This is a genomic window from Rosistilla ulvae, assembly GCF_007741475.1.
In the GTDB taxonomy this organism is placed as follows: Bacteria; Planctomycetota; Planctomycetia; order Pirellulales; family Pirellulaceae; genus Rosistilla; species Rosistilla ulvae.
This window is the reverse complement of the sequence record NZ_CP036261.1, coordinates 4,235,376-4,251,925: the sequence shown is the minus strand read 5'-3', so window position 1 is coordinate 4,251,925 and position 16,550 is coordinate 4,235,376. Positions and strand designations below refer to the sequence as shown.

The 16,550-nt window shown below is 57.8% G+C and carries 7 protein-coding genes; all 7 read left to right on the top strand.

Translation table 11 applies throughout. The features are described from left to right. Positions 1 to 187: 187 nt before the first annotated feature. Entirely contained in the window at positions 188 to 4,705 is a 4,518-nt protein-coding gene (locus tag EC9_RS14980; protein WP_145346523.1) for a PAS domain S-box protein, read from the top strand. Between the two features lie 306 nt (positions 4,706 to 5,011). Next, a complete protein-coding gene (locus tag EC9_RS14975) occupies positions 5,012 to 6,352 on the top strand; it encodes a hypothetical protein (protein ID WP_145346522.1) in 1,341 nt (446 codons plus the stop codon). A 695-nt stretch (positions 6,353 to 7,047) separates the two neighbouring features. After that, a complete protein-coding gene (locus tag EC9_RS14970; protein WP_145346519.1) occupies positions 7,048 to 8,142 on the top strand; it encodes a linear amide C-N hydrolase in 1,095 nt (364 codons plus the stop codon). A 150-nt stretch (positions 8,143 to 8,292) separates the two neighbouring features. Further along, positions 8,293 to 10,230, top strand: coding sequence for an amylo-alpha-1,6-glucosidase (locus tag EC9_RS14965; protein WP_145346517.1), 1,938 nt, complete (start codon positions 8,293 to 8,295; stop codon positions 10,228 to 10,230). A gap of 286 nt (positions 10,231 to 10,516) precedes the next feature. Beyond that, complete coding sequence (locus EC9_RS14960) at positions 10,517 to 13,675, top strand: PSD1 and planctomycete cytochrome C domain-containing protein (protein ID WP_246105690.1); 3,159 nt, start codon at positions 10,517 to 10,519, stop codon at positions 13,673 to 13,675. Between the two features lie 80 nt (positions 13,676 to 13,755). Beyond that, positions 13,756 to 15,159 (top strand): DUF1501 domain-containing protein, encoded by a 1,404-nt coding sequence (locus EC9_RS14955; protein WP_145346513.1) that lies wholly within the window; start codon positions 13,756 to 13,758, stop codon positions 15,157 to 15,159. Positions 15,160 to 15,448: 289 nt separating this feature from the next. After that, positions 15,449 to 16,411: a DUF1559 family PulG-like putative transporter gene (locus EC9_RS14950; protein WP_145346511.1), complete on the top strand. Its 963-nt coding sequence runs from the start codon at positions 15,449 to 15,451 to the stop codon at positions 16,409 to 16,411. Positions 16,412 to 16,550: the final 139 nt, after the last annotated feature.

The window sequence follows — 16,550 nt, the reverse complement described above, 5'->3', positions numbered from 1 at the left end:
GACCGCAAGAGTGTAGCGCGCATTAAGCGGAGGTGTACGCGTGTCCGATGGCACCTGATCTGGAGGCGTTGCTGCGCTCCGATCGATTCGTTCCGTCGATTGCCTTACCCACGGTTGTGATGCCGTCGCGAAGTTCCCACAATGAAGCCTTGACAGGCTACGAATTCGCCACTGGAATCACTCTTCAATGCAATGGGCTCAAACCTCGAACCGAGGTGAGGTCGACCGACCAACGGCGATCATCGGTATCGGTTGTGCCGCGTCGGAAAACGACGCGATCGGGCGTCTGTTGGACGGGCTCCCCCAAAGCACCGGGGCTGCGTTCATCATCGCGCGTACGTCCATCGTCGACCGTTTGCTCGATTCCCACGCTGACGCCGCAACGATGGCGATGAGCGAGCTTGGCGAGTCGCCGATTCTGCTGCGGCCCAACCATATCTATTGGGTTCCCCCAAACAACTGTCTTCGTTTTGGCGACGCTGGCGTTGCTGCGATTGCCAACGATGCTTCGGTTGAATCAACAAATCCGATCGACGAACTCTTCGCCGCGTTGGCGGAAATCAAACAGATCCCCGTTCTTGGTGTGCTGGTTTCAGGGCCGGGCGCCGATGGCCGAGCGGGGATCGAGACCTTGGCTGCTGCGGGCGGTCAGACAATCGTATCGGATCACGAGTCTGTCACGGGCTCTGGAACTGCACCCATCGGGACCCGAATCGCAAAGTGGCTGTTGCCAATACAAGCGGATGGAGGGCCAGATGTGGACGATGCGATTCTAGATACCCAGCGGCAGTCCGAGCCGTCCCGAACCGAGCTGAAGAGCGCGGTTGAAGATTTGGCTGGATCCAATGAACAACTGAAATCGACCAATGAAGAACTGCTTCGGTTGAATGAGGAACTGCGATCGGCCAACGAACAACTGGCGACTTCGAAGCAAGAGATTCAAGCTGGCATGGAAGCGCTGCTGCGGGCTCGCAGCGATTTGCGAAACCTGTTGGAGGGAACCCAGATCGCGACGATCTTCTTGGACGCCAGCGGCAGGATCAAAAGCTTTACGCCAACGGTTCGCGACATCTACAACGTTTGCGAATCGGACATCGGTCGACCGTTATCGGAAATTGCGCACAAATCGGACAAGATGCCAGCGATTCCGCAGGTCGATAAGCTGAGCGATGAGATCGCGTATGTCGAAGACGAATTTCAAACGACCGAAAGCCGTTGGTTTCTGCGCCGTGTGCTGCCCTATCGATACGATCATCAACCCGATGGAGTGATTCTAACATTCGTTGATATCTCCGATCGCAAACGAGACGAGATGCGGTTGGCGGCAACACACAGCTTGACACAATTGTTGGTCGATACCGAATCGTTCGACGATGCGGTTCCTCAGTTGTTGGAGAATCTGCGACAGATTCTGAATGTCGATGTATGCCTGTTGTGGCTGGTCGATTCGAAAACTCGCCTGCTGGAATGTGTCGAAGCGAGCGTGGCCGATGCGTCCGCGCCGTTGATTCAATTTGCTCAACGGAGCAAAGAATGGCGATTCCAGAATGGATCGGGTCTGCCCGGATACGTTTGGGAAAGAAGACAGCCCCATTGGATCGAAGATGTTACCGCGACCGATGGTGATTCGGAGGTCTTTTTTCAACGGAATGAATTAGCCCGCGAAGTGGGGATCGTCAGTGCGATGGCATCCCCCATTTCCAGCGGCAAACATTTCCGGGGGGCGATCGAATTTTTTTCGACGTCGAAACTCGATCGGGACGATTCGAGCCTGCGGATGTTGCGCGATGTCGGCCGTGAGATCGGCCAAGCGATTCGTCGCAAACGACTCGATGATCGCTACCGCGACGAAGAGGCCCGCAAAGCTGCAGTTCTCGATGCCGCCTTGGACTGCATCATCACGATGGATGTCGACGGCAAGATCGTCGATTTCAACGCCGCCGCCGAAACGACGTTTGGCATTTCAAAGGGAGAGGTGACGGGCAAGTCGCTGGCCGACACCTTGATCCCCGCAGAATTTCGCGAAGCGCATCGACAGGGACTCCAGCGCTACCTGGATTCGGGGCAGGTTCGTGTGATCGGCAAACGTGTCGAACTGCTCGCGCTTCGGGCCGATGGAACCCAGTTTCCGATCGAACTGGCAATCAATGTCTCGCTTAATCGCGATGGCTCGCCATTTTTTACCGCCTATCTTCGCGACATCAGCGAACGCAAAGCGGCGGAAGCGGTTTTGGAACAGCGGGCGAAACTGGCCGGGCTTCACGGATCGTTGGCGGTCGCGTTAGCCGGCGCGGCGCCGTTGCCCAAGATCTTGCAGACCTGTTGTCAGCAATTGGTCGATGTTCTCGACGGCGCTTTCGCCCGTATCTGGCTGTTGAACGAAGCGACTCAGGTCTTGGAACTATCCGCCAGCGCGGGTCTCTACACGCATCTCGACGGTCGACACAGCCGAATTCCGATGGGCGAATTGAAAGTGGGGCAGATCGCGTCGACGCAGCGACCTCTGCAGACAAACGACGTCTTGCATGACGGCAGCGTCGGCGATCCCCAATGGGCGGCAAGCGAAGGGCTTGTCGCATTTGCTGGGTATCCTTTGGTCGTCGAAGGACGCGTCGTTGGCGTCGTTGCGTTGTTTGCCCGCCATGCCCTGGTCCCCGAAGTTTTCCAACAGATGTTGCCGATCGCCGATGCGATCGCCCAGTGCATCGCCCGGAAGGAATCCGAGCAAGAACTGCTCGACCGCGAGCGGAAATTGCATCTGGCGATGGATGCCGGACAACTGGGAACTTGGCACTGGGATATCTTGGCCGACCGAGTCATTTGGTCGGATCAACTGTTCGAACTTTTTGGTTACACACGGAATCAATTCCTGCCGACGCGAGCTGGTTTTTTAGAGATCATTCACGTCGACGATCGCGATCGAGTTGCCCAACGGATCGACGCCCTTTTCACCGGTCGATGCGAATCGTTCGACATGGAATTTCGGATCCTTCGCGGTGACAACCAAGGTATCGTCTGGAGTTCCGGTCGCGGTGTAATTCGCCGCGATCGAGATCGACAGCCGTTGAGTATCGTGGCGGTGGCGAGCGATGTTACCGAGCGGAAGCGTTGGGAATTGGAACTGGCCGATCGCGAGGCACAGCTACGCCGTGTGATCGACAATACGCTGTTCTTTATCGGAGTGTTAGGAGTCGACGGAACGCTGTTGGAAGCGAATGCGACCGCGCTGAAGGCGGGGGCGATCGATCGAACCGAAGTGGTAGGCCGAAAATTTTGGGACTGTTATTGGTGGAACTTCGAACCCCAATCAATTGCCCGATTGCAGGAGGCTGTGGTTCGGGCTGTCGCGGGTGAAGTGGTGCGTTATGACGTCGCAGTGCGGATGGCCTGTGAGACGCGGATGACGATCGATTTCATGCTCGCCCCGGTCCGCAACGAAGGTGGCCAAATCACGCATCTGATCGCTTCGGGAGTCGATATTTCCGATCGCGTTCAGGTGGAACAGGCGCTGCGAGCCAGCGAGCATCAGGCGCAATTGGCCAATGCGTCGAAGAGCGAGTTTGTGGCGAACATGAGCCACGAGATCCGAACTCCGATGACCGCCGTGCTCGGCTATGCCGATCTGTTGTTGGCTCAAGAACAGGATCCCGAAAAGCTTGAACATCTTCGCACGATCCAACGCAACGGCAATTTTCTGTTGGCCATCATCAACGACATCCTCGATTTGTCGAAGATGGAAGCTGGCAAGATGGAGATCCACAATGAACGGTTTTCCGTCGCGGAGATCGTGGGGGATGTCCGTTCGATGATGGATGTTCGCGCCGCCGAACGCCAACTGGACTTTGAGGTCGAATTCGAGGGGACGGTTCCGGAACGAATCGATAGTGATCCCAAACGCTTGCGGCAGGTCCTGATCAATCTGACCGGCAATGCCGTGAAGTTCACCAAGTCGGGGAGCGTGCGATTGCAGGTCAGCGAATTCGAGCGGGCGGGAGAATCGATGATTCGGTTCCGTGTAATCGACACGGGAATCGGCGTTTCGTTGGAGCAACAGGAGCGTCTGTTTCAAGCGTTTTCACAAGCCGACGCCTCGGTCAGCCGTTCGTTTGGCGGAACGGGGTTGGGGTTGGCGATCAGCAAGCGTTTGGTCAATATGCTCGGCGGCGATATTTCGGTCGAGAGTGAGCCGGGCAAGGGGAGTTGTTTTACGTTTGCGATCGCGGCTGGCGACGTTCAGGATCAGCGACGTATCCGACCGAATCTCGACGATGTGATCGAGGGACCGGTCGATGCCCGTGACCGCCATGATGCCAGCGACACACAGCTCGATTGCCGCGTGTTGATCGTCGATGATCGGCGCGATGTTCGGTTTCTCAGCTCGCGCATCTTGTCCCAAGCGGGGGCGGAGGTCGACCAAGTCGAAGATGGGCTCGAAGCGATCGAGCGTTTGACAACCGATCCTGAACTCATGCGTTCGGTCGATTTGATCTTGCTCGATATGCAGATGCCGCGACTCGATGGCTACCAAACGGCAACGCGTCTGCGGGAACTGGGCTTCGATAAACCGATCGTCGCCCTCACCGCCGATGCGATGCAGGGGGATATGAACCGTTGCATCGAAGCCGGCTGCAACGACTTCCTCAGTAAACCGATCGATAGAAATCGATTGATCGATACCGTCATGCGTTTAACGCAGCGTTCCTAGACTTCCGTGACGCAATCGTTTGGCCCAACGGCGGTGATTGTGGCCGGACACCGGTGGCGAAAGCGATCGACGGCAAGACGTGAATCGTTTGACTTTGCCCTCTTCAACGGGCACAAATTCTATTGCGAACACGTTGTCCGTTGTCGCGGTACGTGCGTCGCGTGAATGCGGAATTGTGGGCGATGCCGCCAGCGATTCGTCTCGGCATCCGTGATCGATTAAACTGTCCCCGATGCGTTCAATCGCGCCCCACTCCAACCGATGCGGATTTCCTTTCGCATAGCCCCCAATTCAAGAGTCCCAGCCATGAAATCGTTTGCTCCCCTGTTGCTCGTATTGGCCGCGATGGAAGGAATCTCGCTGTCGCAGAACGCCCCTTATGACATGCCGCCAACTGTCGAACCACCTTATTATCGGGTTCGTTATGCAGCCTCTTCACAGCCGGCGGAACTATCCTATCCGGTGGCTTATACGGTATGGATGCCGCCAGGTGTCGAAAAGCTGCGTGGGGTGATCGTTCACCAACACGGTTGCGGCGAAGGGTCGTGCAAGTCGGGACAAACCGGGGCGTTCGATTTGCACTGGCAAGCGTTGGCGCAGAAGCATCGGTGCGCGCTGCTGTCGCCGGCGTACGAACAGCCAGCCGGAACCGATTGCCAGATGTGGTGCGATCCACGCAACGGATCGGATAACGCGTTTCAAACCGCACTGACCGACCTGGGAGAACTATCGGGGCATCCTGAACTGGCCGAAGTCCCCTGGGCGCTGTGGGGTCACAGCGGCGGTGGGCATTGGGCCGGCGGGATGTTGATGTTGCATCCAAATCGGATTGCGGCGGTTTGGCTGCGATCGGGCGTTCCCTTGTTCGAAGCGGTGGAAGGACGCAACATCAAACCGCACACATTGCCCGACGCGGCGCTGACCGTTCCGACGATGTGTAACTTCGGAACCAAAGAGGGTTACACCGACAAGGAGAGCCGTTTTAAGGGCGTTTGGCCCAGCAACGAAACCTTTTTCAAAGCGATGCGGTCCCGCGGTGCCTTGCTCGGTATCGCCATCGATCCGTTGACCAGTCACGAATGTGGCAACTCGCGCTACCTGGCGATCCCGTGGCTGGACACCTGTTTAAGCGAACGCTTGCCTGAAACGAATGGCCAACCGCTTCGGCCGATGCCACAATCGACGGCCATGCTGGCACCGCTCCCCGTCGACGAAGCCGCATTCACAGCTGCTGTTCCAGCCGCCGAATACAAGGGCGTTCTTGCGACGTCGATCTGGCTGCCCAACGAAGCGATCGCAACGGCGTGGAAACAATTTATCACCGATTCGAATGTGGCCGACGTCACGCCACCGCCGGCGCCAACGGACGTCCAAATCGTCGGCGACCAATTGACCTGGAACGCCGCGGCCGATCTGGAAAGCGGCATCGGGCACTTCATTATCGAGCGCGATGGCAAGACGCTGGCGACAGTTCCCGAAAAACCATTGAATCGATTTGGCCGGCCGCTGTTTCAAGGGCTGCAGTACAGCGATACGCCCACCGTTCCCTTGGCGACGATGCGTTGGACAATCGACAAATTGAAGCCGGGAGAAACAAACCCGTACCGCGTTCGCTCGGTAAACACCGCGGGTTTGATTTCTCCGTAGTCCCACGGTCATCCGGCCGACCAAACCATTTTCAAGAATGCTCCGCTGTTTTTGGCCAGCGAATTTCGCCGCGTTTGGTTGGTTCGGAGGGAAGTTGTTTGGGGTGAGGCCCCGATCAAATCAAACGTTCCAAGCCGTCGAGGATTGGATCGAGGCCGAACTCGAGATCGCGCAGGACGTTGTAATGCCCAGCGGCCACCTGCCGAACGGACTGGCTGCGTTTGCGAAGGGCATGTTTGTTGGGAGAGCGAATCTCGTTGGCAGTTCCGCAGGTCAAACCAGTGTTTCCATTTGAGGTATCATCCGGCACACGCTTGTGTCCGGTTATGCAAGGGAACCGGACGCTAACGGCTCGTCGGTTTAATCAGCCGATTGGGCGTTAGCCCCGGTTCCGCTGCCACTAAACCGGGGCTAACGCCCAAACGGCTAATGCAAGGAAGCTCGTTGTGACTAAACCGACAAGCCGCTAACGCGTGCCGGCTAATTTGCCTAAAGGTAAACAATGAATAGCTCTGGGCTGTTCCGTCGCCGGGAACAATGATGAGGTACATTTGCAGAGGACCTGGGAGCACGACTGAGGATCCGTCGTTCGCTCCGAATTGTCCTCGTTGAATTGGCTGCAGAAGCTCACCATTCTGCACTCGGTTCTTCCTCTCAATACTCTTTTTTGTCCCTGGTCATTTGGAGCCCACGTCTTGAAGACTTTTTGGAAACTCAGCGTCATCTTCGCAATCGCCGCGATCGCCATTCTTTCATCGACGCCAGCCCCCGCCTGCACGGGGATCACGCTCTCGCCAAAGGACGGTTCGGTGATCTTCGCCCGGACTTTGGAGTTTGCTAGCGATCTGAAGTCGAACGTGATCGTCGTTCCACGCGGCAAGGAATACGTCGGGACGGCGCCTGGGAATCAGCCCGGTCTGCGTTGGACCACGAAATATGGAACGATCGGTGCCAATGCGGTCGACCTGCCGTACATCATCGATGGAATCAATGAGAAGGGGCTGCACGTCGGGCTCTTCTATTTCCCAGGTTTTGCGAAGTACCAAACGGTCGAAAAACAGGACTTCGACAAATCGTTGGCCCCTTGGGAATTCGGTACCTATCTGCTGGGAACCTGTGCAAACGCGAACGAAGCCGTCGCGGCGGCCGGTAAAGTTCTCGTCGGCGACGCGGTACAAAAGGAGATGGGAATCGTACCTCCGGCGCACTTCATCGTCTCCGACGCCGCTGGCAACTGTTTTGTGCTGGAGCATGTCGATGGGGAACTGAAGGTTCACCAAAACCCGTTTGGCGTGATCACCAATTCGCCCGCGTTCGATTGGCACGTTACGAATCTCAGCAACTACATGACGCTTTCCCCTGAGAATAAACCGAATATCGATCTCGCTGGAAAACAGATTGCCAGCCTCGGTCAGGGGAGCGGCATGCTGGGGCTTCCCGGCGACTTTACGCCGCCATCGCGGTTCGTTCGCGCCGTCGCTTATTCGCAGACCGCTCTGCAATCCGCCGATGCCAAGTCGGGTGTATTGCAAGCCTTTCATATTTTGAACGCGTTCGATATTCCAGTCGGTGCTGCCGCGGGGATCGAAGGCGGGCATCGTGTCTTTGACCGCACGCTTTGGACCAGCGTCGCCGATCTGAAAAACGGACGGTTCTATTTCCGCACGTTGGAGAACAGTCAGATTCGAATGGTCGACATCACAAAAGTTGATCTCGACGCAGCAGAAGTACAATCGATCTCGATGGGTGGCGAAGAGCAGATCGAAGACCTCTCAGCCACTGCGAAGTAGGTCGGAGCAGATCGATTGCGAAGGTAAGGTCTGCTGGCGAGCCCGCGGGCTTTCGCGTATTTGCAGCGGAAAAGCGGAGCGGGATTCTTGTAGTCTGACCATTCCTATCCGGCTCTACATACCCGGCTCCTTTTGAATGGCGGTGCTGCGATGACAGTTGATGACGACCGAGACTTCTCCGAATGGCTCGAGACCGATGGGCTCGGCGGCTTCGCTTCCGGAACGGTCTGCGGTCAACGGACGCGTCGCTACCACGCGTTGCTGTTAGTCGCGGAAAAGCCGCCTGCCGAGCGCGTGGTGCTTGTCAACGGTATCGACGTCGTGGTGGAAACGCCCGACGGAGAGTATCCGATCTCGACGCAGTACTATCGCGGCGATGTCCGTTCGCCCGACGGTGGCAAACGGCTGGAATCGTTTTCGATCGATCCGTGGCCGACTTGGCGGTTTGAGATCAGCGAGGCGGTCACGATCATTCAAGAGCTGTTCGTTCCCGAGGGGCTGCCTGGCGTAGCCATGCGTTGGCGTGTGGAGGGGCCGCGACGTGGACTCGCACTACGCGTGCGTCCTTTCCTGTCGGGACGCGATTTCCACACGTTACATCACGCAAATTCCGATTTCGATTCAACGACGAATCGCGCGGCCGGTTCGCTCTCATGGCAACCCTATCCCGACATGCCATCGATCCACGCCCAAGCTAACGCTCGGCTTGTCGAAGCGCCCGATTGGTACTACGGCTTCCTTTATACTGCCGAACGGGAGCGTGGCCTCGACGACATGGAAGACCTTGCCACGCCGGGCGAGTTCCATTGGGACTTGAATCCGCAAGACGCTTACCTATTGCTGTCGGCCAACCAGCCGATGAGTAAGCTTTCGGGAAACGAGGGCCTTTCCGCGGAGAACTGTTACGCTGCGATCGCGCAGAAGGAACGTCACCGTCGCGAACAAGCGGGTCGCGAGACGGAGACCGTTCGTTCATATATCGTCAAGCGTGGCGCAGGGGCTTCGGTGATCGCCGGTTATCCCTGGTTCGGCGACTGGGGACGCGATACCTTCATCGCCCTCCGCGGTCTCTGTTTGACATCGCCCGATCGGCTCGCGATCGCCCATCGGATCTTGTTGTTGTGGTCCGAGACCGTTTCCCAAGGGATGCTCCCCAACCGTTTTCCCGATCGCGGCGACACGCCCGAATACAACGCGGTCGATGCTTCGCTGTGGTACATCGTGGCGGTTCAAGAGAGCTTCGACGCCCACCGTCGTGAAAAGCGAGGGCTTCCGCATGAAGAGACGACTCGTCTGTTGGCCGCCGTCAACGCGATCTTGGCTGGTTATACTGTAGGGACACGTTATGGCATCCGGATGGAGGACGATGGTTTGATCGCGGCTGGAGAGCCGGGTGTTCAGTTGACTTGGATGGATGCCAAAGTGGGCGACTGGGTCGTCACGCCGCGGATCGGCAAGCCGGTCGAAATCCAAGCCCTTTGGATCAACGCCCTCGCGTTTGCAAGCCGTTACGACCGCGATCGTCGTGTGCAGCTGGAACTCGCCCAAGCATCGTTTACTGAAAAGTTCTGGAACGAAGTCGACGGGTACCTTCACGATATCGTCGATCTCGACCACGTATCGGGAAGCGTCGACGCGGCGTTTCGTCCCAATCAGATCTTCGCCGCCGGCGGGCTGCCGATCGCGCTGTTGGACGAAGAAAAGTGCCGACGCGTGGTCGAAGCGGTCGAAGCTCAATTGCTCACTCCCATCGGCCTGAGATCGCTCGCCCCCGGTCATCCCGATTACAAGCCGCGCTATCAAGGCGACCTGCGAACTCGCGATGCCGCGTATCATCAAGGGACGGTCTGGCCGTGGTTGATGGGCCCGTTTGTCGAAGCGTGGTTGAAAGCCCATGGTGGTTCTGCAGCCGCCAAGTCGCAGGCGAAGCAACGGTTCTTGCAACCCTTGCAGGAACATTTGCAACAAGCGGGGTTGGGGCATATCAGCGAAGTCGCCGATGCCGAACCGCCTCACACCCCGCGCGGCTGCCCCTTCCAAGCCTGGTCGTACGGGGAATATCTGCGGATCAAAGCAATGGTTCAGTGATCGCGTTTCCGCGACACTGTGGTTCCAATCGTGTATGCTGGTGTGGTTGTGCCTGTCGACGCACTTCACCCTCCCACGGCATGCCGTGGGAGGGTCGATAAACGAGCCTTCAGCGAGTTTTTCGGGGAGGGCTTACCGGAACGCCCCGCGCGGGTTCGGACCTCCGGCGACTCGTTGGAATAGGAACTCTACAGTCAGCCCAACCTTCCAGTTTCCTACCACCTTTCAGCATTGATGTTCGCGCCGAATGCGATCTCTAAACGCTCGCCTCCCACCAGGTAAACCCGTGATCCGCCATTTCACGCTGCTTGTCGCATGTTGTTCGATCCTTTCGGTCGCTGACGCAGCGGAACAGCCTATCGATTTCGGACGCGCGATCCGTCCGATCCTGGCCGACAAATGTTTTGCCTGTCACGGTCCCGATCCCGAACATCGCGAAGCCGATCTGCGGTTGGACATCGCGCCGCCAGCGGATTCGTCGACGATCGTCCCCGGCAAACCGGAGGAGAGCGAATTGGTAGCGCGGATCCTTTCGGACGATCCCGATCTGCAGATGCCGCCGGCGGGGACCGGCAAACCGTTAACGGATCAGGAAGTCGAGTTGCTGCAAAATTGGATCGCTGAGGGAGCCCGATACGAACAGCACTGGGCATTTGTTCCGCCGACACGCCCCGCAGTACCTTTCGCCGTCGATTCGGCAAAGCCTTCCACGACCGAAGCGCCTGCCGACACGGAAGCCGTAGCTTGTGAAACGCTTCGCAATTGGATCCGCAATCCAATCGATGCGTTTGTATCGCAGCGATTGCTGCAAGAAGGAATGGTTCCGTCACCGGAAGCGGACCGCGTGACGTGGCTGCGACGGTTGAGTCTCGATTTGATCGGCTTGCCCCCCAGCATCGCGGAGGTCGATGCGTTTGTGGCCGATCGATCGCCCGACGCCTTTGAGGAGCAGATCCAGCGGCTGCTCAACTCGCCTCATTTTGGAGAACGCTGGGGAAGGATCTGGTTGGACGCGGCACGGTATGCCGATTCGAACGGCTACGAAAAAGATGCGCCGCGTCAGATGTGGTTCTATCGCGATTGGGTCGTCGACGCGTTGAATCGGAATATGCCGTACGACGATTTCATCGTTCAACAGATCGCGGGGGATCTGATTCCCGATGCAACACAAGCGAATCTTGTCGCCACCGGTTTCCTGCGGAACTCGATGGTCAACGAAGAGGGGGGCGCCGACCCGGAACAATTCCGAATGGAAGGAATGTTCGACCGGATGGATGCGATCGGCAAGAGCGTCCTGGGGCTGACGACTCAATGTGCCCAATGCCACACGCATAAATACGATCCGTTGACGCACGAAGGCTACTACCGCATGTTTGCCTTTTTGAACAACACCTACGACGCGATCATCCCCGTCTATACGCCTGACGAGCAGCAGCAGATCGATTCGATCGAGGCGGAGATCGCAGCGATCGAAACGGAGCTGAAGGCATCGATGCCCGATTGGCGGGAGCAAGTGCAAGCGTGGGCTGCCGAATCGCAAAAATCGGTGGGCGATTGGCAAGTCTTGAGGCCTAACGACATCCCGTACGAAGGACAGAAGTTTCGCGTGCTCGACGATTCGTCGATCGTCAGCGAGAGTTACGCTCCGGCAAATTCGGCACCTCAGTTTGGGATGACGACCACCGCGGAAAAGATCAGCGCGATCCGAGTCGAATTGCTGACGCATCCTCAATTGCCGCGACGCGGTCCGGGACGTTCGGTTCGCGGGACAGCGGCACTGACAGAAATGACAGTCTATGTCGCTCCGTTGGATCAGCCCGAGAAGCGGACCAAGGTGAAGATCGTTTCGGCGACCGCCGACGTCAATCCGGCGGAAGCACCGCAACCGGATTACCTGATCAATATCAGGGCCCAAGGTGGCGACAAACGTGTCACCGGGTCGATCGCGTATGCCATCGATGGGGATAAGAAAACGGCGTGGAGCACCGATGTCGACCCCGGTCGACGGAACCAACCGCGTAAGGCGGTCTTTGTCTTCGAGCAACCGGTTGGGTTTCCGCAAGGAACCGTGCTGACGATCCAGCCCGAGATGCGGCATGGCGGTTGGAACAGCGATGACAATCACAATTGCCTGATGGGACGCTATCGGTTTTCGTTGACGACCGATGCGGCGCCGGTTGCTGATCCCGTGCCCCATGCGGTTCGCGAGATCTTGGCGAACTCGCCAGACCTCGACACGCCCGAACCACTGTCGGCTGCGTTCAGCTACTGGCGAACGACAGTCGCCGACTGGGCCGATGCCAACGCAAAGATTGAAGCGTTGTGGAAGAGCTACCCCGAGGGGACGAACCAATTGGTGTTGGAGCAGCGGCTCACCAAGCGGAAGACATCGATCCTCGATCGAGGCGACTTTCTTAGCCCCAAGCAGGTTGTGGAACCGGGCGTGCCGGAGTTCTTGCATCCATTGGATCCATCGGCTCCCGCAACTCGAATGACGTTTGCCCGTTGGTTGGTCGACAAGCGATCCCCGACGACCGCCCGTTCGGTCGTGAATCGGATCTGGCAAGCTTACTTTGGAATCGGACTTGTCGAGACGAGCGACGACTTCGGCTTGCAGAACGCCCCGCCATCGCATCGCGAACTGTTGGATTGGCTGGCTGTTGAGTTGATGGAGAACGATTGGCAACTGAAGTCGATCCATCGGTTGATCGTCTCCTCGGCGACCTACCGCCAATCGTCGAACGTGAGCCCGGAGGGCGTGGTCGATTCCAAGTCGAGCTCTTATGAAGACGATCCGTACAACCGTCTGCTCGGTCGCGGGCCGCGGTTCCGCGTCGATGCAGAGATCGTCCGCGACATCGCGCTGTCGGCTAGCGGATTGCTAAACACTAAGCTCGGTGGGCCGTCGGTTTACCCGCCCGCTCCCGGTCTGTTGTTCGAGCCGCCCGCCAGCTATGGGCCCAAGACATGGAACGAAGCGACCGGCGAGGATCGCTATCGTCGTGGACTCTATACATTCCGCTTCCGTAGCGTCCCCTATCCGATGCTCGACGCGTTCGATGCCGATCCGGGGAACGTTTCGTGCGTTCGGCGGAATCGATCGAACACGCCGCTGCAAGCGTTGACGCTGCTGAACGAACCGCTGTCGATGGAGTGCGCGATCGGATTGGCGAAGCGAATCGTTCAATCGGATCAGGCCGATGATGCGAGCCGATTGCGGTTTGCTTTCCGGACCTGTGTGGCGCGTCAGCCGACTACCAACGAATTGCAAACGTTGCAAAACTTGTTGGACAAGCAGCGTCAACGGATTGCGAGCGACGAAGTCGATGCTGCCAAGATCGTTCAATCGCCCGAAGCGGCTTCGGACGACGTCGACCAGCTGGCTGCTTGGACTTTGGTTTCCCGCGTGCTGCTGAGTCTCGACGAAACGATGACCAAAGAGTGACGTTTTGCAGTGACTGTGATTCCCTGAACTCCGTTGACTGAAGCTCTCCTGAACGCCTCCCTTTTTGTGAATCCCAATCGATGACAACAAATCCCATCTCGCGACGCTGGTTCATGCAAGATTGTGGCGTCGGGCTTGGATCGATCGCCTTGGCGAGTCTGATCAACGAATCGGCGGCGTCTACGGCGGATGATCCGATGGCTGTGAAGAAGCCTCATTTTCCGGGCAAAGTGAAAAACGTCATCTTACTGTTTATGGCGGGGGCGCCGAGCCAGTTTGAGCTGTTCGACAACAAGCCCGAATTGGCGAAGTTCGATGGCCAGTTGCCGCCGGCGGAATTGTTGGAAGGTTATCGGGCGGCGTTCATCAATCCGAATTCGAAGCTGCTGGGGCCGAAGTTCAAGTTCGCAAAGCATGGCCAGTCGGGAGCGGAGATCTCGGAGCTGCTGCCGCACACGGCGAAGGTTGCTGACGATCTGACGATCATCAAATCGATGAAGACCGACGCGTTCAACCACGCTCCGGCACAGATCATGATGAACACCGGATCACAGTTGTTTGGGAAACCGAGTCTCGGCGCTTGGTCGCTGTATGGACTCGGCAGCGAATCGCGCGACCTGCCCGGCTTTGTCGTCTTCAGCTCCGGAACCAAAGGCCCCAGCGGCGGATCGAGCAACTGGGGCAGCGGCTATCTGCCGACGGTTTATCAAGGCGTCCAACTGCGCAGCGTCGGCGATCCGGTCCTCTACCTGTCGAATCCCGCCGGTATCGACTCCCGCGTGCAACGCGATTCGTTGGACGCGATCTCCGAACTGAATCGCCAGCGGCTGGCCGTGACCGGCGATCCCGAGATCGCCACGCGGATCAATTCATTTGAGATGGCGTATCGGATGCAGTCGAGTGCCCCCGAGCTGATGGACATCTCGACCGAAACGCAGAGCACGTTGGATCTGTACGGTGTGAAACCGGGGGACTCCTCGTTCGCAAAGAACTGTCTGTTGGCGCGGCGACTTGTCGAAGGGGGAACGCGGTTTGTGCAACTGTTCCACGAAGCGTGGGACCAGCACGGCAACCTCACCAAAGACATCAAGAAGAATTGCCTGGCGACCGACCAGGGCTGTGCCGCGTTGATTCAAGATCTCAAGCAGCGGGGAATGCTCGACGAAACGCTGGTCATCTGGGGCGGCGAGTTTGGTCGCACGCCGATGGTCCAAGGAGGCGGCAACGACGGCCGCGATCACCATCCCAACGCCTTCACCATGTGGATGGCGGGCGGCGGGATGAAACCGGGGATTACGTACGGCGGCACCGACGACCTCGGCTTCAACTCCGTCATCGATCCGATCCACGTCCGCGATCTACACGCCACGATCCTGCATCAATTGGGCTTCGACCACCAACGCTTGACCTTCAAATTTCAAGGACTCGAGCAACGGCTCACCGGTGTGGAAGAAGCCCACGTGATCGACAATATCTTGGCGTGAACGACTTCTCGCAACGAGCAGCGAGCGCATCAGCGGTGTCTACAACCGCCGTAGGACGCGGAAGCGAAGCCCCCCCGGTGGCTATGGTTTGGTCGCTAGGAAGAGCCTTTGCTTCCCATGACAACTGTCCGCCCATGACACGAGTTGCCGGGAACGGCGCCTTACGGTGTCGTTAGGGGCGGCGATTTGTTTGTTGACACCCTGTCCCCCTCTCCTGTAGCATGTCGTACATCTGATCGTCCTGTATATACTCGGGGCGTTTTTTCTGCATTTGTAAAGGCAAGTACGAATGAAACAGTGTAAGGCTCGCACCCGAAACGGTGGCTTCACGTTGGTCGAACTGTTGGTCGTGATCGCGATCATCGGAATTTTGGTCGGGCTGCTTCTGCCGGCTGTTCAAGCCGCCCGCGAAGCGGCACGTCGGATGCAATGTTCCAACCAATCCAAACAGTTGGCCCTCGCATTGCACAACTACCATGACACCCACCTCTCATTTCCTGCGGGGTTGATGAACACGATCTCGTATTGGCCTGGCGATTCGGCGTTGGGCGCTTCGGCCCGCGGTGGATGGTTCGGCCCGATACTCCCGTTCGTCGAACAATCAGCGATTTACGATGCGTGGATGGCAGAACAGCAGGCCGGGGTTAAGAACATCTTTTTCAGCCTCAGAAAAGAACCGATCGCAAGCTTTAACTGCCCGTCGGATCCTGGAGCGGGAAAAGTGACGACAGACGGCATTGCAGGCAACTATCTTCTCTGCGGTGGCGGGTATGCCTGGGGCAATGAAAACACCGTCACCGATTCCACGGGTAAACGTCCGACGGGAATGTTCTACACCCAATCCTGGATTCGAATGCGGGACGTCATCGACGGAACGTCCAATACGGTGCTGGGAAGCGAAATCATTCTTGTGGACGATCTCGAAGGGACCCCGCCGGCAGGCTGTGGATCTCGAGATATGCGGGGCCTGTATTGGAATCATGTCCACATGGGAAGCTTGATTCTCACCGCGCGTCCCCCAAATTCGACAGCTGGCGATATCATGAGCTGGGGCGGCCGAAGCACGCGGCATGCACCGCTGGCCAGTTGTTCCAACAACGGCGGGATCGTTACGCCTCGCAGCCATCATCCCGGGGGTGTCCAGGTGATGCTTGCCGACGGATCGGTTCGCTTTGTAGCAGAAACCATCGATACCAGCCTGTTTCAATATCTTGGTACCAAGGGGGACGGCGAGGTGATTGGGACGTACTAGCGTCGTTCGAGTCGGTTCATTTCTGTGCATCAAGCGATTCGCAAACCCTTCCCACGTCACGCATTTTGCATCACCGCTCCGTTGCGATCGCTTTCCGTTCTGCCACGAACGGGGCGCAGTCGCCGGGGCGCTGATTTGC

Bases quoted from the DNA above. Each gene is read 5' to 3' on its own strand.
- EC9_RS14975 (WP_145346522.1), top strand. From the start codon at position 5,012: ATGAAATCGTTTGCTCCCCTGTTGCTCGTATTGGCCGCGATGGAAGGA.
- EC9_RS14955 (WP_145346513.1), top strand. From the start codon at position 13,756: ATGACAACAAATCCCATCTCGCGACGCTGGTTCATGCAAGATTGTGGC.
- EC9_RS14980 (WP_145346523.1), top strand. From the start codon at position 188: ATGCAATGGGCTCAAACCTCGAACCGAGGTGAGGTCGACCGACCAACG.
- EC9_RS14950 (WP_145346511.1), top strand. From the start codon at position 15,449: ATGAAACAGTGTAAGGCTCGCACCCGAAACGGTGGCTTCACGTTGGTC.
- EC9_RS14965 (WP_145346517.1), top strand. From the start codon at position 8,293: ATGACAGTTGATGACGACCGAGACTTCTCCGAATGGCTCGAGACCGAT.